This window comes from Streptomyces sp. RKAG290 (assembly GCF_023701695.1).
Taxonomy (GTDB): Bacteria; Actinomycetota; Actinomycetes; order Streptomycetales; family Streptomycetaceae; genus Streptomyces.
Genome location: NZ_JAJOZC010000001.1, coordinates 7,256,063 through 7,275,113 on the forward strand (window position 1 = coordinate 7,256,063; position 19,051 = coordinate 7,275,113).

The 19,051-nt window shown below is 70.9% G+C and carries 15 protein-coding genes and 1 pseudogene; 12 read left to right on the forward strand and 4 right to left on the reverse strand.

Features of this window, described 5'->3' with window-relative positions; genetic code table 11:
* Nucleotides 1-146: 146 nt before the first annotated feature.
* The 8 genes from LNW71_RS32100 (at nucleotide 147) to LNW71_RS32135 (ending at nucleotide 8,648) form a co-directional block, all read left to right on the forward strand.
* Complete coding sequence (locus tag LNW71_RS32100; RefSeq protein WP_250971384.1) at nucleotides 147-947, forward strand: crotonase/enoyl-CoA hydratase family protein; 801 nt, start codon at nucleotides 147-149, stop codon at nucleotides 945-947.
* A gap of 78 nt (nucleotides 948-1,025) precedes the next feature.
* Nucleotides 1,026-1,967, forward strand: a complete 942-nt coding sequence (locus LNW71_RS32105; protein ID WP_250971385.1) for an OB-fold nucleic acid binding domain-containing protein — start codon at nucleotides 1,026-1,028, stop codon at nucleotides 1,965-1,967.
* Nucleotides 1,968-3,020, forward strand: coding sequence for a thiolase domain-containing protein (locus LNW71_RS32110; RefSeq protein WP_250971386.1), 1,053 nt, complete (start codon nucleotides 1,968-1,970; stop codon nucleotides 3,018-3,020). It begins immediately after the preceding gene.
* Nucleotides 3,013-4,179 carry a thiolase domain-containing protein gene (locus tag LNW71_RS32115; protein WP_250971387.1) on the forward strand — a complete coding sequence of 389 codons (1,167 nt, stop codon included), beginning with the start codon at nucleotides 3,013-3,015 and terminating at the stop codon, nucleotides 4,177-4,179. The genes LNW71_RS32110 and LNW71_RS32115 overlap by 8 nt, the downstream gene beginning before the upstream one ends.
* A 229-nt stretch (nucleotides 4,180-4,408) precedes the next feature.
* Nucleotides 4,409-5,020 carry a CGNR zinc finger domain-containing protein gene (locus LNW71_RS32120; protein ID WP_250971388.1) on the forward strand — a complete coding sequence of 204 codons (612 nt, stop codon included), beginning with the start codon at nucleotides 4,409-4,411 and terminating at the stop codon, nucleotides 5,018-5,020.
* 14 nt (nucleotides 5,021-5,034) lie between these two features.
* On the forward strand, nucleotides 5,035-5,442 hold the full coding sequence (locus LNW71_RS32125; RefSeq protein WP_250971389.1) for an ACT domain-containing protein: 408 nt from the start codon (nucleotides 5,035-5,037) through the stop codon (nucleotides 5,440-5,442).
* A gap of 165 nt (nucleotides 5,443-5,607) precedes the next feature.
* A complete protein-coding gene (locus LNW71_RS32130; RefSeq protein ID WP_018550733.1) occupies nucleotides 5,608-6,108 on the forward strand; it encodes a hypothetical protein in 501 nt (166 codons plus the stop codon).
* Between the two features lie 146 nt (nucleotides 6,109-6,254).
* Nucleotides 6,255-8,648, forward strand: a complete 2,394-nt coding sequence (locus LNW71_RS32135; RefSeq protein ID WP_250971390.1) for a glycoside hydrolase N-terminal domain-containing protein — start codon at nucleotides 6,255-6,257, stop codon at nucleotides 8,646-8,648.
* On the opposite strand, the gene LNW71_RS32140 is transcribed toward LNW71_RS32135, so the two are convergent.
* Nucleotides 8,624-10,837 carry a germacradienol/geosmin synthase gene (locus LNW71_RS32140; protein WP_250971391.1) on the reverse strand — a complete coding sequence of 738 codons (2,214 nt, stop codon included), beginning with the start codon at nucleotides 10,835-10,837 and terminating at the stop codon, nucleotides 8,624-8,626. The genes LNW71_RS32135 and LNW71_RS32140 overlap by 25 nt on opposite strands.
* A 394-nt stretch (nucleotides 10,838-11,231) precedes the next feature.
* Here LNW71_RS32140 and LNW71_RS32145 point away from each other — a divergent pair, with 394 nt between their 5' ends.
* On the forward strand, nucleotides 11,232-12,563 hold the full coding sequence (locus LNW71_RS32145) for a peptidoglycan recognition family protein (protein WP_250971392.1): 1,332 nt from the start codon (nucleotides 11,232-11,234) through the stop codon (nucleotides 12,561-12,563).
* Nucleotides 12,564-12,650: 87 nt separating this feature from the next.
* Here LNW71_RS32145 and LNW71_RS32150 read toward each other — a convergent pair whose 3' ends face one another.
* Nucleotides 12,651-13,787 (reverse strand): aminoglycoside phosphotransferase family protein, encoded by a 1,137-nt coding sequence (locus LNW71_RS32150; protein ID WP_250971393.1) that lies wholly within the window; start codon nucleotides 13,785-13,787, stop codon nucleotides 12,651-12,653.
* 230 nt (nucleotides 13,788-14,017) lie between these two features.
* On the opposite strand from LNW71_RS32150, the gene LNW71_RS32155 reads away from it, so the two are divergent.
* Entirely contained in the window at nucleotides 14,018-15,517 is a 1,500-nt protein-coding gene (locus LNW71_RS32155) for a hypothetical protein (protein WP_250971394.1), read from the forward strand.
* Nucleotides 15,518-15,673: 156 nt separating this feature from the next.
* Here LNW71_RS32155 and LNW71_RS32160 read toward each other — a convergent pair whose 3' ends face one another.
* Nucleotides 15,674-17,110 (reverse strand): PP2C family protein-serine/threonine phosphatase, encoded by a 1,437-nt coding sequence (locus LNW71_RS32160; RefSeq protein ID WP_374119480.1) that lies wholly within the window; start codon nucleotides 17,108-17,110, stop codon nucleotides 15,674-15,676.
* A 499-nt stretch (nucleotides 17,111-17,609) separates the two neighbouring features.
* On the opposite strand from LNW71_RS32160, the gene rpmG reads away from it, so the two are divergent.
* Together rpmG and LNW71_RS32170 are read left to right on the forward strand one after the other, a co-directional pair.
* Complete coding sequence (gene rpmG / locus LNW71_RS32165; protein WP_250971395.1) at nucleotides 17,610-17,774, forward strand: 50S ribosomal protein L33; 165 nt, start codon at nucleotides 17,610-17,612, stop codon at nucleotides 17,772-17,774.
* Nucleotides 17,775-17,851: 77 nt separating this feature from the next.
* Nucleotides 17,852-18,115: a type B 50S ribosomal protein L31 gene (locus LNW71_RS32170; protein WP_250971396.1), complete on the forward strand. Its 264-nt coding sequence runs from the start codon at nucleotides 17,852-17,854 to the stop codon at nucleotides 18,113-18,115.
* Nucleotides 18,116-18,203: 88 nt separating this feature from the next.
* Here LNW71_RS32170 and LNW71_RS32175 read toward each other — a convergent pair.
* Nucleotides 18,204-18,924: pseudogene (locus LNW71_RS32175) on the reverse strand (YoaK family protein).
* Nucleotides 18,925-19,051 lie beyond the last annotated feature (127 nt).

Genomic DNA, 19,051 nt, shown 5'->3' on the forward strand with positions numbered 1-19,051 from the left:
TGAGTGGCGCTCGGCGGTCATTAGAGCGCCGACCGGCACAAGTGGGAAGAGGGCCCGGCGAAGAAATCTGACTGCCTGTCAGAAAACTATTGAACTGCCTCCCCAACTACTGCAACCTGTTCTAGCCATGAGACGGGAGACAGACCATGGGCGGTACGGAACACCTCACCGTGCAGCGCGAAGGCGCCACACTGGTGCTCACCTTGAACAGGCCGGAGAGCAAGAACGCGCTCTCGCTGCCGATGCTGGTCGGCCTGTACGACGGCTGGCTGGCCGCGGACGAGGACGAGGAGGTCCGCTCCGTCGTCCTCACCGGCGCAGGCGGCTGCTTCTGCGCCGGCATGGACCTCAAGGCCCTCGCGGGCGACGGCATGGAGGGCGAGCAGTACCGGGACCGGATGACGGCCGACCCCGACCTCCACTGGAAGGCCATGCTGCGCCACCACCGGCCCCGCAAACCGGTCATCGCCGCCGTCGAGGGCCACTGCGTGGCGGGCGGCACCGAGATCCTGCAGGGCACCGACATCCGCATCGCCGGCGAGAGCACCACCTTCGGCCTCTTCGAGGTCAGGCGCGGCCTCTTCCCCATCGGCGGCTCGACCGTACGGCTGCCCCGCCAGATCGCCCGGACCCACGCACTCGAGATGCTGCTCACCGGCCGTCCGTACGACGCCGGGGAAGCGGCCCGGATCGGGCTGATCGGCCGAGTCGTACCCGACGGAACCGCGCTCGAAGCGGCCCTCGCGGTCGCCGAACAGATCAACGCCTGCGGTCCGCTCGCCGTCGAGGCCGTCAAGGCATCGGTCTACGAGAGCGCGGAGATGACCGAGACCGACGGCCTCGCCGCCGAACTGAAGCGCGGCTGGCCCGTCTTCGCCACCGCCGACGCCAAGGAGGGCGCCCGCGCCTTCGCCGAGAAGCGCCCGCCCGTCTACCGGCGGGCCTGAGGGCTGTCCCGCAATCCCTGGCGGGCGTGGCTGATCCGCCCCGACCGACGAGACACCCCCCGAACCGAGGAGGCAACCGTGCCCGACGTCCTCAGCGCACCGCTGGTGGTCGAATTCCCCTTCACCCGGTCCCTCGGCCCGGTGCAGAGCGCCTTCCTCACCGGACTGCGCGAACGTACCGTGCTCGGCGTACGGACCGCGGACGGCAAGGTCCTGGTGCCGCCCGTCGAGTACGACCCCGTCACGGCCGAGGAGATCCACGACCTGGTCGAGGTCGCCGCCACCGGCACGGTGACCACCTGGGCCTGGAACCCGCAGCCCCGCCGCGACCAGCCGCTGGACACCCCGTTCGCCTGGGTGCTCGTACGGCTCGACGGCGCCGACACCGCACTCCTGCACGTCCTGGACGCGCCAGGGCCCGAAGCCGTCCGCACCGGCATGCGGGTACGCGTCCGCTGGGCGGACACCCGCACCGGCGCCGTCACGGACATCGCCTGCTTCGAGCCGCACGACAGCGAACCCGGCACGTCCGCGCCGCACGACGGCGAGTTCGCCGACCCCGTCACCGGCATCGTCACCCCGGCCCGCCTCGACTACACCTACACACCGGGCCGCGCGCAGAGCGCCTACCTCGAAGGCCTCGCCGGCCGGCGCACCGTCGGCGAACGCTGCCCGTCCTGCCACAAGGTGTATGTCCCTCCCCGCGGCGCCTGCCCCACCTGCGGCGTCGCCACCACCGAACGGGTCGAGGTCGGACCGCGCGGCACGGTCACCACCTACTGCGTCGTCAACATCAAGGCGAAGAACCTCGACATCGAGGTCCCCTACGTCTACGCGCACATCGCCCTGGACGGCGCCGACCTCGCCCTGCACGCCCGGATCGGCGGCATCCCCTACGACCAGGTGCGGATGGGCCTTCGGGTCGAACCCGTATGGGCCGAGGGCAGCCGCCACCCCGACCACTACCGGCCGACCGGGGAGCCGGACGCCGACTACGACGCGTACAAGGAGCTGCTGTAGATGCGAGACGTAGCGATCGTCGCCTTCGCCCAGAGCGACCACCTGCGGCGCACCGACGAACTCTCCGAAGTCGAGATGCTGATGCCGGTGCTCCACCAGGTCCTCGACGCCACCGGCCTCAGGACCAGCGACATCGGCTTCACCTGCTCCGGCTCCAGCGACTACCTCGCCGGCCGCGCCTTCTCCTTCACCATGGCGCTCGACGGAGTGGGTGCGCACCCGCCGATCTCCGAGTCCCATGTGGAGATGGACGGGGCCTGGGCCCTGTACGAGGCCTGGGTGAAGATCCAGACGGGCGAGGCGGACACCGCTCTCGTCTACGGATACGGGAAGTCCTCGCCCGGCCAGGTACGTGACGTCCTCACCCGGCAGCTCGATCCGTACTACACCGCACCGCTGTGGCCCGACTCCGTCGCACTGGCCGCCCTCCAGGCCCAGGCCCTCATCGACGCGGGCGACACCGACGAGACGGCGCTGGCCGCCATCGCCGCCCGCAGCCGCGAAGCCGCCGCGGACAACCCGCACGCCCAGCTCAGCGGCACGGTCCCGGCCGGCGACTACCTCGTGCAGCCGCTGCGTACCGGTGACTGCCCGCCCATCGGTGACGGCGCCGCCGCCGTGATCCTCGCCGCCGGGGACACCGCGCGGGCGCTGTGCGCCAGGCCGGCCTGGATCCGCGGCATCGACCACCGCATCGAGGCGCACGGCCTCGGCGTGCGCGAGCTGACGGATTCACCGTCGACCCGGCTCGCCGCCGAACGGGCCGGGGCCTTCGAACGCCCCGTCGACACGGCCGAGCTGCACGCCCCGTTCACCTCTCAGGAAGTGGTGCTGCGCAAGGCGCTCGGGCTCGACGACAGCGTCCGGGTGAACCCGTCGGGCGGCGCGCTCGCCGCCAACCCGCTGATGGCCGCCGGGCTGATCCGGCTCGGCGAGGCCGCCGCGCGCATCCACCGCGGCGAGTCCGACCGGGCACTCGCGCACGCCACGTCCGGCCCCTGCCTCCAGCAGAACCTCGTCGCCGTCCTCGAAGGGGAGAGCACTCATGCCTAAGGAGCCCGTGGCCGTCGTCGGCATCGGCCAGACCAAGCATGTCGCCGCCCGCCGGGACGTCTCCCTCGCGGGCCTGGTCCGCGAAGCCGCCGTGGCCGCTCTCCAGGACGCCGGGCTGACCTGGGCGGACATCGACGCCGTCGTCATCGGCAAGGCACCCGACTTCTTCGAGGGGGTGATGATGCCCGAACTGTATCTCGCCGACGCGCTCGGCGCCGTCGGCAAGCCGATGCTGCGGGTCCACACCGCGGGATCGGTCGGCGGTTCGACGGCACTGGTCGCCGCCAACCTCGTCGCCGCCCGTGTGCACCGGACCGTCCTCACCCTCGCCTTCGAGAAACAGTCGGAGTCCAACGCGATGTGGGGCCTCTCGCTGCCCATCCCGTTCCAGCAGCCGCTGCTGGCCGGCGCGGGCGGATTCTTCGCCCCGCACGTGCGCGCGTACATGAGGCGGACCGGGGCGCCCGACACGGTCGGCTCCCTCGTCGCGTACAAGGACCGGCGCAACGCGCTGAAGAATCCCTACGCACACATCCACGACCCGGACATCACCCTGGAGAAGGTCCAGGCCGCACCCATGCTCTGGGACCCGATCCGCTACTCGGAGACCTGCCCGTCCTCGGACGGGGCCTGCGCGATGATCCTCACCGACCGCACCGGCGCGGAGCGTTCACCGCACCCGCCGGCCTGGGTGCACGGCGGCGCGATGCGCAGCGAACCCACGCTCTTCGCCGGCAAGGACTTCGTCTCGCCGCAGGCCGGCAAGGACTGCGCGGCCGATGTGTACCGGCAGGCCGGGATCAGCGACCCGCGCCGCGAGATCGACGCCGTCGAGATGTACGTGCCCTTCTCCTGGTACGAACCGATGTGGCTGGAGAACCTGGGCTTCGCCGACGAGGGCGAGGGCTGGAAGCTCACCGAGGCCGGAGTCACCGAACTCGACGGCGATCTGCCGGTGAACCCCTCGGGCGGGGTGCTCTCCACCAACCCCATCGGCGCCTCCGGAATGATCCGTTTCGCGGAAGCGGCCCTGCAGGTGAGAGGACAGGCGGGGGAGCACCAGGTGGCGGGCGCCCGGCGGGCGCTCGGCCACGCCTACGGCGGCGGGGCGCAGTTCTTCTCCATGTGGCTCGTCGGTACCGAACCGCCCACGAGCTGAGCCGCGGCAGCTCCCGGACAGGAGCCGGCAACCACTCCGCGGCCTGTTCGGGGCAGCCCCCGGGGCTCGGTCCCGGCTCCGACGACGAGTAGGAGGAGCCGAAACGGGGAGCCCCCGATGCGGCTCAGCACCGTCCGAGCCCCGGTCGCCCTCGCCGGGTCCGCCGCCCGGCCGGAGCGGCCTGCACCGTCGGCGCTTAATGGACCGCCGCGAAGTTATCGTTAGCGCTATGTCCGACAGCCGTATGCCCGACACCCGGCTCGCGCTCGACCTCGCCCTCACCGTCCGCCACGACGGCCGGGGCGGCGTCGCCGACGACCTCGACACACCGGCCGCCCTGACCCGCTGGGTCCGCGACCGGCCGGCGGTGCTGAGCCGGGTCCCGGCAGCCGAAGCCTGGACGGCCGACGCGACGGATCTCGCTGCCGTACGGTCCCTGCGCGCCGCCGCACGGGCCCTCTTCGCACACGCCGTGCGCCCCGCCGAGCCGAGCCCCGCGGACGCCGGGCGGCTGATCCCCGTCGAGGAGGCGCTCGACCGGCTGAACGCGGCGGCGGCAGCCGTTCCCGCCGTGCCGCGCCTGGACTGGCCACGGGGCGGCGAACCCGTCGCCCGCGACCAGCCGGCCGGTGGCGCGAGCGCGGACGTGCTGCCCGCCGCGCTCGCCCGCGCCGTCATCGGATTCCTGGCCGGACCCGACCGCCCGGCCCTGCGTGCCTGCCACGCACCCCGCTGCGTGCGCTACTTCGTCAAGGAACACGCGCGCCAGGAGTGGTGCAAGCCGTCCTGCGGCAACCGGGCGCGCGTCGCCCGCCATCACGAGCGACACCGCACCTCGTAGGTAGCGTGGCGGGTGTGACCGCCGAAAAGGACCTTCGCACCCTGCTGAGCGACCTGCGCCCGGAGCTGCATCCGGGCCGCTACGTCTACGTGACCGTGCCGGACGGCGTCGTGCCGGCCGGCACTGCCCCCGTCGTCACGGTCGGTGAGGCGGAGGGGCTCACGCTGGTGCTCGCCGAGGCGGAGGCCGCGGCGGCCGGACTGGCCTACTCCTACGTGGCGGGCTGGATCACACTCCGTGTGCATTCGGCGCTGGAAGCCGTCGGCCTGACCGCCGCGGTGTCCCTCGCCCTCACCGATGCGGGCATCAGCTGCAACGTGGTGGCCGGATTCCACCACGACCACCTCTTCGTCCCGCGCGACCGGGCCGCCGAGGCCGTGGCCGTACTGCAGGCACTGGCCGCGGAGTCGGGCCCGAGCTGACAGCGCGCCGGAGGGCGGCGGCGAACCGGCCGGAGGGCGTGCGCCGGAGAACCGCGGCCCGCCCCTGGGGCGGGACTCTGCCGCAGGTGTGTGCCTCCGGCGCGCCGCCCCGGGCCGCTGCGGGCCCGGCGCCGCGAGGTGAGCCCGGCCACGTAACATGTCAGCATGTCCTTCCTCCGCCGCCGTAGCGCCGCCACCCCCGCGGGCCCAGACTTCGACGTCCTGGCCATGGACCCGGGCGACTGGCCCGGCAACCTCGGCGCAGGTCTGCTGCCCGCCCCCGACGGCAGCTGTCAGGGCGTGTTTCTCCGCTACGACCTGTTCGGCGGCCGCGGCCCGGCGATGATCATCGGCAATCTGCCGGAGGGCTCGCCCGCACGCGAGACCGAAGAGGGGCAGGTCCCCTTCGAGGTGGCACAGCTGCTGCTCGCGCTGGAGAACGACGAGCCGGTCGAGGTCACCGGAACCGAGGACATGCCCGTCATGCAGGGTGACAACCTGCTGATCGTCCGCCGGGTCAAGCTCTCCGAGAGCCGCATCTCCTGCGTCCAGTTCGACCGCAGCGACGGCGTACTCGTCACCATCGCCAGCTGGGACCGGCCGATCACCGACGATCTGTACACCCTCCTGAAGCCGCTCCCCGCGGAGCTCTTCCAGCAGGGCTGAGCCGGCTTCGCGACCGGGCCGCCCCGCGCAGCCGCCGCGCTGCCCGGCAGGACCACTTCCGTCCAAGCGCCCCCTGCCTTTGTGCAAGAGGTGGCTTTGTCATGCGCCTTGTCGGAACAGTCGTCGGACCTCTAGCGTGATTCGGCATGACATCCGGGATCACGCGACGCACCACGGTGAAGACAGCGATCGGCGCAACGGGGGCTCTGGCATGGGGAGTTCCGGCGCTTTCCGGTACGGCAGCGGCTGCCGGTACCTCCGATGAATCGGCGAAGGTGAACGGGAACAAGGAGGTTCCGAACCCCGTCCTCCACTACCTCGCTCCCGCCGCCGACTGGGAGCGGGAATCGCTGCCCATCGGGGGCGGCGCGCTCGGCGCGAGCGTGCACGGCACGCTCGCCTCCGAACGCCTCACCTTCAACGAGAAGACCCTGTGGACCGGCGGCCCGGGATCGGCCGAGGGATACGACTTCGGCAACTGGACCGCCCCCAGACCCGACGCGCTGACCGGTGTCCAGCAGCGCCTCGACAGCCAGGGCGCTCTCGGCCCGGACGCCGTGGCGGCCGAACTCGGACAGGCCCGCCGCGGTTACGGCGCCTACCAGGTCTTCGGCGACCTGCTGCTCGACGTGCCAGGCGCCCCGGCCGCCCCCGACGCCTCCTACCGGCGCAGCCTGGACCTGCGCACCGCGCTCGCGACGGTCAGCTACACCCAGGAAGAGACGGTCCGCAGCAGGGAGTACTTCGTCTCCCATCCGGGCGGGGTGATCGGCGGACGGCTCTCGGCGGACCGGCCGGGACAGGTGAGCTTCACCCTGCGCTACACCTCGCCGCGCAGCGACTTCACCGCAGCCGCCGGCGGCGACCGGCTGACCGTACGCGGGGCGCTCAAGGACAACGGCCTCCGCTTCGAGGCCCAGATACGGGTCCGCACCACCGGCGGCAAGGTCACCGCCGGGACCGACGGCACCCTCACCGTCACCGGCGCCGACAGCGCCTGGTTCTTCCTCGCCGCGGGCACCGACTACGCGGACACGTACCCGGACTACCGGGGACAGGACCCGCACGACACGGTCACCGCCAGGGTCGACGCCGCAGCCGCAGCGTCGTACGAGAGCGTCCGCAACGCCCACGTCGCCGACCACCGCACCCTCTTCGACCGGGTCGTACTCGACATCGGCCAGCAACTGCCCGACCTGCCGACCGACCAGCTGCTCACCGGCTACACGGGCGGGGACAGCCCCGCGGACCGCGCCCTGGAGGCGCTCTTCTTCCAGTACGGCCGCTACCTCCTGATCGCCTCCTCGCGCGAGGGCTCACTGCCCGCCAACCTCCAGGGCGTCTGGAACAACTCCACCACCCCGCCCTGGTCCGCCGACTACCACAGCAACATCAACCTGCAGATGAACTACTGGCTCGCCGAAGTCACCAACCTCGCCGAGACCACCGCTCCTTACGACCGCTACATCGAGGCCATGCGCGAGCCGGGCCGCAGGACGGCGAAGGAGATGTTCGGGACCGCCGGCTGGGTCGTGCACAACGAGACCAACCCGTACGGCTTCACGGGTGTCCACGACTGGGCCACCGCCTTCTGGTTCCCCGAAGCCGCGGCCTGGCTGACCCAGCAGATGTACGAGCACTACCGGTTCGGCGGATCCACCGACTACCTGCGCTCCACCGCCTACCCGGCCATGAAGGAGGCCGCCGAATTCTGGCTCGCCAATCTGCGCGCCGACCCGCGCGACGGACTCCTCGTCGTCACCCCCAGCTACTCGCCCGAACACGGCGACTTCACCGCCGGCGCCGCGATGTCCCAGCAGATCGTCCACGACCTGCTCACCAGCACCCTGGAGGCCGCCCGCACCCTCGGCGACGCCCCCGACTTCCGCGACCGGCTGGAGACGGCCCTGGACGGACTCGACCGCGGGCTGCGGATCGGGTCCTGGGGGCAGCTCCAGGAATGGAAGACCGACCGTGACGACCCGGCCGACGACCACCGTCACGTCTCGCATCTCTTCGGCCTGCACCCCGGCCGGCAGATCGAGGCGGGGAGCCGGTGGGCCGAAGCGGCCAAGGTGTCCCTCGGCGCCCGCGGCGACGGCGGCACCGGCTGGTCCAAGGCGTGGAAGATCAATTTCTGGGCACGGCTGCGCGACGGCGATCACGCCCACAAGATGCTCGCCGAGCAGCTGAAGACCTCCACCCTGCCCAACCTCTGGGACACCCACCCCCCGTTCCAGATCGACGGGAACTTCGGCGCTGCCTCGGGTGTCGCGGAGATGCTGCTGCAGAGCCAGCACGACACCGTCGAGATCCTCCCCGCCCTTCCGGCGAGCTGGCCGGAAGGGTCGGTGCGCGGGCTGCGCGCCCGGGGAGGATTCACCGTCGACATCGCGTGGGCCTCGGGGCAGGCCCGCCGTGTGGTGATCACGGCGAGCCGCACCCGCGAAGTGACCGTCCGCAGCACGCTGTTCGCGAGCGGCGAGCGGACCTTCAGGGCGAGCGCCGGGCAGAGCTACACACTGACCCCCGAGAACTGAGCGAACAACGACGTCACCCGAGCCGCCGAGGTGCCGGGCCCCGTGGGACCACTCAGGTGCCACGGGGCCGCCGTGCCCCGCCGCAGATCCTCCTCGCGGTAGCGCCGGCAGTCCCGGTGCCAGATCAGGATGCCCGCGATCCAGTGCTTCAGCTCCAGGACATAGCCCGCGAGGATCTGCCTCGCCTCGTCATCCAGGCCGAAGTCGTCGTACAGCACCGGGAGTTCGTGCTCCGCGACATGCAGGAACTGGCGCAGCCGCGACTTCATCAGGTCGTACACGATCTCCACCGCGGTCGGATAGTCCACCCCGAAGAAGTTCTCCACCACCAGGACGCCGTTGTGCACCTCGCCCTCGTACTCGACCTCCTTCTGGTAGGAGAACAGGTCGTTGAGCAGGGCGGCGTAGTCCGCCGCCGCGTTCTCCAGGGAGCGCAGCGGGCCGCTGTCGTAGATCTCGGCCGGCACCTGCTTGCCGTGCCCGAGCCGGCACAGACTCATCGTCAGGTCCGAACCGAACGTCCTGCGCCGCATCTCGACATAGTCCACCGGGTCGGGAATCCGGTTCTGCGCCTGGTTCGCCAGCTCCCACACCCAGCTCGCCGTCATGTCCTCGATGGACTTACGGAACGCGCGCCGGCCGCTCTCGTCCATCGGCTCCGCCGTGCGCACCCACAGATCCGCCAGCGCCCGCTCCAGCGCGTTGACCGGCTCGGGCCCCGCGCCCCCGTCCAGCGGCATGAAGAGCGAGAGGCGCTCGTTGGCCATTTTGGCGCCCGCCAGGTCACGGGCCCGTCCGTGCACCACCGGGAACCAGTCGTCGCCGTACGTCCCCCAGGTCAGCCACCGGGAGGAAAGGTCGAGTTCGTCCGGCGTGGCATCCGGTTGCAGACCTGCCGAACACAGCGGGAAGTCGAAGGCCCGCAGCCGGTCCTCGTCCCAGATGTGCGAACCGGGCACCCCTGGCTGCGCCTCCAGCAGCCCCATCCGGGCCGACCATTCGACGATCCGGACCCGGGCCCCGTGCAGATGCGGACTGAGGGTGGTACCGAACGGCAGGTCGAAGTCGGGCAGCCGGGACGGGCCCACGTGCCGGTACGGCACATGGGTGTGGGAGCGAAGCCTCGCCGACTCGGACCGGGGGGTGAACCGGATCGACGCGGCTGCCATGCCGAAGCCCGGAGGAGCCTGCGTGGTGGCGCCCTCGTTCATGTAGCGGCTGGAGCGCATGTGCCACTCGTGGCCCCCGGACTGCCAGTCCTGCAACCCCTTGACGTAGGCCAGCACCGCCACGGTCTGCGCGGCGTCCAGCCCCTTCTCGGCGCAGAGCGGGGCCAGTTCGGTGAGCGCCGTGTTCTCGAACTGCTGGAGCCGCGACGTCAGCAGGTCGTTCACCGCCTCGGCGGCCTCCTGCGTCGAGCAGCCCAGGAAGTGCTCAAGGACCAGCACGCCGTTGCTGTTCTCGCCCTCGTCCTCGACCTCACGCTGGTACGAGAAGAGGTCGTTGCGCAGATGGACACCGTCGGAGAAGGCGTCGCGCAGCACACACAGTGCCCGTTCACCGGCCACCGCCTCGGGCACCTCGGCGCCGGCCGCGTACTCCACCAGACCGGCCGACCAGGGGGCGCCGCCCACCTTGCGGCGCATCTCGATGTACTCGACGGGGTTCGCGATGCGCCCCTCGTTGATGTTCGCGAGCTCCCACAGCGACTCGTTGAGCAGGTTCTTCGTCGACTCGGCGAACCGCACCCGCCAGGCGTCGGACATGCCGGGCACGGTCCGCGCCCACAGATCCGCCAGCCCCGCCTCCACCGGGTTCGTCGGCTCCGGTGTCGGCGCGCCGCGTTCCATCGGCATGAACGCGGGCAGCCGGTCCAGATACCGCTTGCCGCCCTCGCGGTCCGGGGTCCGTTTGAACAGCTCCAGGAAGTGGTCGTCGAAGAAGAAGACCCACACGTACCAGTCGGTGACCAGCGACAACGCGTCGGCCGAGCAGTCGGGATGGGTGTACGCACACAGCAGTGCGTAGTCGTGGGAGTCGAGGTCCTTCTCCTCCCAGATGCCCGACCCCTCCAGCATCCCTATGGCCCGCGCCCACTCCTTGGTGTGCTGTCGGGCCTCCTCGACATGAGGATTGAGCCGCGCCGGATACGGAACATAGAAGTCCGGCAGGGTGAAGGGCTGAGCCATGTGCGTACGGCCTTTCCGAGAGCCTCCGCGTGAGCGTCACGCGGTTCGGTCTTGTCCGCGCGAGCACTACCCTTCGGCCGTTCGGGGCACGCACAACCGCAATTAGTCACACGAGAAGTGCGCTCGTTCGAGGGATGATCCCGCAGGTCGGCCGGCCGCTCGTAAAACCCAGGTAACGCCGCACCGCCAGAGAGCCGCGGTCCATTGCCCGTCGCAGGTCAGAGACCCTGCCAGTGGTCTGGTCCACTGGCTCGATCCGCGCCGTCCACCAGACTCTTGACGTGCTATCACCTGAGGTCAGAGAGTGTGCGCGCACAACGGATCAGCGGGATCGCACCACGGACACCGGTCGACACGAACGGCTCCGATACGCACAGCTCCATGAAGGGTTGCCATGACGTCCAAGCAGAGGACCGGACTCGCGGTCGCGTTCACCACCGTCGGCGCGCTGAGTCTCGCGCTGCTCAGTCCCGCGGCACAGGCCGGTGCGGACGGGGTGCGGCCGGAGTGCCCGCGCGGTCTCGCATGCGACTGGGTCCCGGCGGCCTACCAGCAGACCGGCGACCCGGCCGACAAGGAGACGTACGGCAACTACGACACCGCGGACCGGCCGCACAGCAACAAGATCAAGTTCATCGTCCTCCATGACACCGAGGAGGACTTCGACACCACCCTGAATATCTTCCAGAACCCGCTGAAGCAGACCTCGGCCCACTACGTGGTGCGGTCCGGCGACGGCCACGTGACGCAGATGGTGAAGGACAAGGACGTCGCCTGGCAGGCCGGGAACTGGTACCTCAACAGCCAGTCCATCGGCATCGAGCAGGAGGGCGTGGCGGTCGAGGGGGCGAAGTGGTACACCCCCGAGCTGTACCGCTCGACGGCCGCGCTCGTGCGCTACCTCGCCGCCAAGTACGACATCCCGCTCGACCGCCAGCACATCATCGGCCACGACGGGGTGCCGCCCACCAGCGCCGCCGGTACCAAGAACATGCACTGGGACCCGGGCACCTACTGGGACTGGAACCGCTTCATGGCGCTGCTCGGAAAGCCCACCGTGCCGACGGCGGCCAGGAGCAGCGAACTCGTCACCGTCAGCCCGCGCTTCAAGGACAACAAGCAGGCCTTCCGCGACTGCGAGAAGAACGTCGACCTGCCCGTGCAGGGATCGAGCGCCGTCCCGCTCCACACGGAGCCGTCGGCGGACGCGCCCCTCTTCTCCGACCCGGGACTGCACACGGACGGTTCACCCGGCACCAACTGCGCCGCCGACTGGGGCAGCAAGATCAGCGCGACTCAGCAGGCCGTCGTCGCCGACCACGCGCCCGGCTGGACGGCGATCTGGTGGTACGGCCAGAAGGCGTGGTTCCAGACCTCGGCCCACGACCGCACCACCACGCCGACCGCGGGCTACGTCGTGAGGCCGAAGGCAGGCAAGGCGGAGGTGCCGGTGTACGGGGTGGCGTACCCGGACAAGTCCGAGTACCCCGCCGACTTCGCGGACCAGCGGGTGGGCACGCCACTGCAGTACACCATCAAGGCGGGGCAGTCCTACCCCGGCGGCGGTGAGGCCCCCACCGGCTTCTACTACGCGCCGACGATCGACTCCTCGCTCCCGCTGGACCACTCGTACTTCCAGGGCAAGGAGAAGTACGTGACCGTCCAGATCGGCCATCGCATCGCCTTCGTGAAGGCCGCCGACGTGGACATCGTGCGCGCACACTGAACCCGCGCCCGTCCGCAGGCAGCTCAAGCGCGCTGCGAGTCCGATGTGTCGGCACCGGACCCGCAGCGCGCGTCCCCCGTGGAAGGGTCAGCGAGTGCCGACCGCGGCTCGTACGGCCCGCCGGGCCATCGCGCAGTCGTCGTGCAGCCTGCGCAGCAGCAGACGCTGCTCCTCGCCCGACGACAGCGCGCCAGGACGGTCCTGACCGGACCGGGGGGGCACGGTCTCCCGCATGGCCCGCTGCACGGCCGTCTCGTACGTACGGATCTCCCGGGTCAGTACGAGCATCAGGTTGACCAGGAACGCGTCCCGGGCCGCCGGGCCGGCGACCTGGGCCAGCTGGCTGATCTGACGCCGGGCCACCGGGGCGTCACCCAGCACCGCCCACAGCGTCGCCAGGTCGTATCCCGGCAGGTACCAGCCGGCGTGCTCCCAGTCCACCAGCACCGGGCCGGTGGGGGAGAGCAGGATGTTGGAGAGCAGTGCGTCGCCGTGACAGAACTGCCCCATGCCCTGGCGGCCGCCCGCGTGGGCGAGCCCGTGCAGCAGCTTCTGCAGGTCGCCCAGGTCACGGTCGGTGAACAGCCCCAGCTCGTGGTAGCGGGCGATGCGCGCCGCGTAGTCCAGCGGGGCGTCGAACAGACCGGCCGGAGGCCGCCAGGCGTTGACCCGGCTGACCGCGCCGAGCACCGCCCGCAGGTCGGCCCGCGGCGGCGCCTCCGACGGATGCCGGGTCAGCGCCGCCACCCGGCCGGGCATCCGCTCGATGACCAGGGTGCAGTTCTCCGGGTCCGCCGCGATGAGCCGGGGGACCCGCACCGGCGGACGGTGCCGGACGAACGCCCGGTACGCCGCTATTTCGTGGCGGAACCGCTCCGACCACGCGGGGGAGTGGTCGAGTAAACACTTGGCGACCGCGGTCGCGCGTCCGGTGGAACCGACGAGCAGTACCGAACGGCCGCTGCGCCGCAGCACCTGGACCGGATTGAACTCCGGGCAGATCCGGTGCACCGAGGCGATGGCCATCCTCAGCTGCGCGCCCTGGGGACCGGACAGATCCAGTCTTCCGCTGAGCGAGGGGGTGCCCGGCCCTGCCACGCGCCGCGCCCGACCCATGCCGGGCGCCGGTACAGCGGCGCGGGGGTCGAGATACGGCCCGCCGCCCGCCCCGAGGGGACGGAGCGGCCGGGGAGGGGCGGACACGGAGGACGATGCTGTGTACATGGGCGAGACAGATCCCTTCGTGCGCCGACAAGTTGCGTGCGCCGCCCCGGCCGGCGGCCGTTCGGCACCCTGGGGAGTACCTAGGGCTGCCGGGCGGGGTGGCGCTTTCCTACCTGACACCGGGCCGCGGGTGGCAGACCACGTAGCGACCCCTGGCGAAGCCTGGCGAATAGTCGCAAGGCATCTGACAGGGGGTTACTGTCAACACAGCCGAGAACCTGGGGCTTGACGTGACCGGAGAACCCAACACCCGCCTTTCGGACCTGTTCGGCCTTGCCGGCTGGTCCAAGGGCGAACTCGCGAGAATGGTGAACAGGCAGGCGGCGGCCATGGGCCATCCGCAACTGGCCACCGACACCTCGCGGGTGAGGCGCTGGATCGACATGGGGGAGTCCCCGCGTGATCCCGTGCCCGAAGTGCTGGCAGCCCTGTTCACCGAGCGGCTCGGTCGTGTCGTGACCATCGAGGACCTCGGGTTCGGCCGACGCGGGCGTGTGGGGAAACGGCGAGAGGCCGGGACGGAACACAATCCCGACCAACTCCCGTGGGCGCCCGAGCGGACGGCAGCGGTCCTCACCGAATTCACGGGAATGGACCTCATGCTCAACCGACGCGGCTTGGTGAGCGCGGGCGCCGCGCTCACCGCCGGCTCCACCATCGCCGGCCCCATGCACGACTGGCTGCACACCGACCCCGTACTGGCGGCCGACGCACCACGCATCGACGATCCCGTGCACGCGGACCCCGCCGGTTTCGACCGGTACGAGGCCGCGCCCATCGGCTCGGAGGAGATCGAGGCGCTGGAGCGTTCCGTGGAGGTGTTCCGCGCCTGGGACGCCTCCCGCGGCGGCGGTCTCCAGCGCAAGGCCGTGGTGGGCCAGCTCAACGAGGTGGGCGGCATGCTCGCCTACCGCCACCCCGACCATCTGCAGCGACGCCTCTGGGGTGTGGCTGCCAACCTCGCCGTGCTCGCAGGGTGGATGTCCCACGACATCGGCCTCGAACCCACGGCCCAGAAGTACTTCGTCATCGCCACGCACGCCGCACGCGAGGGCGGCGACCGGCCACGCGCCGGCGAGGCCCTGTCGAGGGCGGCCCGCCAGATGGTCCACCTGGGCCGTCCGGACGACGCGCTCGACCTCATGAAGCTCGCCAAGTCCGGCTCGGGCGACATGGTCCTGCCACGCACCCAGGCGATGCTGCACACCATCGAGGCCTGGGCGCAGGCCTCCATGGGGCGGGGGCAGGCCATGCGGCGCACCCTCGGCAGGGCCGAGGAGCTCTTCATCTCGGACAAGGGCGACGTACCGCCGCCCAGTTGGATGCAACTCTTCGACGAGGCGGACCTGCACGGCATGCAGGCCCTGGCGTACCGCACACTGGCCGAGCACGACCCCTCGGCGGCCGTCACCGCCCAGCGTCACGCCAAGCAGGCGCTGGAACTGCGGGTCAACGGGCGCCAGCGGTCCAAGATCTTCGACTACATCTCGCTCGCCTCGGCATGCTTCATCGCCGACGACCCGGAGCAGGCCGACCGCTACGCCCGCCTCGCGCTGGTGTCGATGGGGGAGACCTCCTCGCACCGCACCTGGGACAGGCTGCGCGAGATGTACCGGCTGACGGGCCAGTTCGCGGGCTACGCGAAGATCGAGGACCTGCGCAAGGAGATCGAGCTCTCGCTGCCGCAGAGTTCCCTCGTCAAGCAGAGGTCCAGGAGTTCCGAGATCTGACCTGTGGGCGCCGAAAGGAAGAGGCGCCGTTCCCCCACACACGTTCGGTCAGCGAGCCGTGGACCGTCAGGCATCCCTGCGTAGCCGTGCCATGTGTTCTGAGTGCCCGTGCCTCGCTGTGCGGTGTGTGTCTGCGCTATGCCCCGATGCGGGCGATCAGCACACACGCGTCGTCCAGTCGTCGGGTGCCGCCGAACTCCTCGGCGACGGCGCGTACGCAGTCCTGTGCCGAACGGGCCTCGGCGAAGCGCGGCGCGAGTGCGAGCAGCGCTTCGGTGCCCGGGCGGAGGCCGTTGCGCCCGTCGCTGCCCGGGCCAGTCCGTCGGTGTGCAGCACGAGCACGTCTCCGGGCAGCAGGTGCGCCTCGTCCTGTTCGTAGGTGACCCCGGACGTGGCGCCGAGCAGGACGCCGTCCGGCTGGGGAAGCGGGCGCCCGGCTCCGTTGCGGAACAGCAGCGGTGCGGGGTGTCCGGCCTGCGCCCAGTCCAGGGTGCGGGTCGCAGGATCGAACCGGCAGCACACCGCGCTGCCCAGAGCGGGCTGGATCGAGGTCTCCAGTAACTGGTTGAGATGACCCATCAGGGCACCGGGCTCGATCCCGGCCATCGCCATTCCGCGCAGCGCGCCGAGGATCATCGCCATGGCCGAGGTGGCCTGGATGCCGTGACCGGTCAGATCGCCGACCGTGAGCAGTGTCCTGCCGTCCGGCAGTTCCATGGCGTCGTACCAGCCGCCGCCGATCAGGGCGCTCGACTCGGAGGGCAGATAGTGGGCCGCGATGTCCAGTGCTCCGGGACCCTGGTCCGGCAGGCGCAGCGAGCCCCGCCACGGCGGGAGCACGGCTTCCTGCAGTTCGACCGCGATCCGGTGTTCGGTGCGGTCGATGTCCTGTTGGCGCCGGAGCGAGTCATGACTCCGCCGCACCATCTGCTGGCTGCGCCGCAGCTCACTGACGTCGCGCAGGACCGCCCACATGGCAGCGGTGCAGCCGTCCGCGTCGAGGACCGGCTCGCCCATCATGTGCAGTGTCCGCGTCTGCCCGTCGGTGCGCTGGATCCGGAACTCGCCGTCTATCGGCTTGCCGTCGACCAGGCAGTCGGTCACCAGTGCGGTGAGCGAGGGCTGGTCCTCGGGGAACAGCACGGAGGGAAGGTCGTCCAGCGACAGCGGTCCGGCCTCCGGGGTACGGCCGAAGATCTGGAACAGTTCGTCGGACCAGCTGACCTCGTCGGTCAGCAGGTTCCATTCGGCGCTGCCCACCCGGCCGATCAGCGAACCCGCCGACTCCTCGCCGCGACTCTCCTGGCCCGTGCCCGGGAACAGCTCGGCCGCGAGCTGTTCCGCGGCCTCCGGCGGCAGGCCCTCCTTGAGCTGCCCCAGGTGCGCGCCGAGGTCATCGAGGTGATGGACCGCCAGGTCGCAGAGCGCGCGCTGCCAGCGCAACTGCGGATCGTCCTCGTCGACCAGGACGGCGTCTCGTCGTACCGCGTCCACATCTCCGCGCAGCCGACGCGTCCGGTTGATCAACGCGTCGACGGCGTCGCGCTCGGGCGGTTGGGGTGCGGGGCGGTCCGCGGACAGGTGGGGCGGCATGTCGTACTCCGATACAGGCGCGGTACAACCAGGTCTGAAGGGTGAACCGAATACGACTGTCGCACAGCCTGCTGAGGGCTGTAAGTGGTTTGGCAACACTCGATGCGTTCTTGCTCGTGGCATATGCCAGCGGCTGGCTGGCGCCCCATTATTTCGAACAGCCTTGCTGTTGGCGGGCGTTGATGCAAGTCATCCGGCATGCGGAGCTCCCGGATGTGCCCGTGAGCGCTGGTTCTGTGCGACGGGCGCGGCGAGCGCCGGGGCATATGCGGGGTGCCGTCGGCCGGGTGGACGCTGCGGTTCGGCTGCCGGTGGGCATCGGGCGCCGGGGCGGTGTTCCGGATGCTCCGCGACGGCCTGCTCCAGGACCTGGACCTGCGCCTGGGCCCCCGGATCCGGGGCGGGAATGAGATGGAGAGCCCCGGCGTTCCCCCAGCAGAACGAAAACGAATCCCGTTCCCATCAAGGGCGGGTTCGGTACACGAGTACGGAGGTGCCCATGGCCCGCAGTGAAGCCCGTCCCGTTGTGACGCTCCGCTCGACCGCCGGAACGGGGCAGAGCTATGTGACGCGCAAGAGCCGTCGCAACAACCCCGACCGACTGGTCCTGCGCAAGTTCGACCCCGCCGCCGGGCAGCATGTCCTCTTCCGCGAGGAGCGCTGACCGTCGCGGTCCATGAGACCGGGCGAACGGCCCCGCCGTTCGCCCTCCCCTCCCTCGGTGTCAAGGAAGGAACGCACATGAAGTCCCGTATTCACCCCGTCTCCCGTCCGGTGGTCTTCCGTGACCGTGCCGCAGGGGCGGCCTTCCTCACCCGCTCGACGGCCGAATCCGAGCAGCGAGTGACATGGGAGGACGGCCGGAGCTACCCCGTCATCGACGTGGAGACCTCGTCGGCCAGCCACCCGTTCTACACCGGGGCGCGGCAGGTGCTGGACACCGCCGGGCGGATCGAGCAGTTCAACCGCCGTTACGCCACCGGCTCGCCCGCCGCCGGAGAGTGACGCGCATCCCCGTTTGACCTGCGCTTCCGTGCCCTGGATCACACTCCGGGGCACGGATTCCCGGGAACACCATTTGATGGTTTATCGTTCACCTATGTGTGGATGACGCGATGAGCGCCCACCCCTGAGCCGCCCCGGCTGGATTCCCCCGATCCGGCCGGGGCTTCCCTTTGTCCTGGTGATGTCCGCCCACGCGGTTACGTACGGTGCCCGGGCCGGCGGCGCCGCGGAGCGGCCTCGACGAGCAGCGCCGCCACCGCGAGTGCGGCCGGCGGCACGGCCCCGGTGTCCGGCCACAGGCGCACGAAGAGCGCGGTCACCGCCGCGCCCGTCACCACGGCGACCAGCCGGCCCACGACCCAGCCGTCACCCCGACGCCACGCTCCCACCGCCAGCCGGCCGACGAGCGACGTCAGCGTCCCGGTGAAGTAGTTCGTCGGCGTGGCGCGGATCCGGCCCTGAATTCCCATCGCGAGCCCCATGAGGGCCAGCAGGCCGAGCCGGTCCGCGTCCGAGGTGATCAGGTCCAGTCCCCACAGCACCGCCCCCGCCGTGAGCAGCACCACCTCGATCAGCAGCATGACGGGCAGCCGCCGCCACAGGCGCTCGCCCGTCACCGCGCCCCAGGCCGCACCGCAGCCGTACGACAGGAGCGCCGTGACCACGCGCAGGGCCACTCCCTCCTCGCCGGCCCCGGCGACCGAGGCGCCCAGCAGGACCAGGTTTCCCGTCATGACCCCGGCGAATACCTGACCGACGCAGATGAAGACGAACGCGTCCGCCGCGCCGGAGGTCGCGGACAGAAGCAGCAGGGCCGCATGGCCCCGCCGGTCGGCCGCGGTGTCGTGGCCGGCCGGGTCGGTGGAGGCGGTGGAAGTCGGCATCCCGGCATTTTCGCCGCTGTCCGGCCCGGTGTGGTGGCGGGCCCCCGGCGCG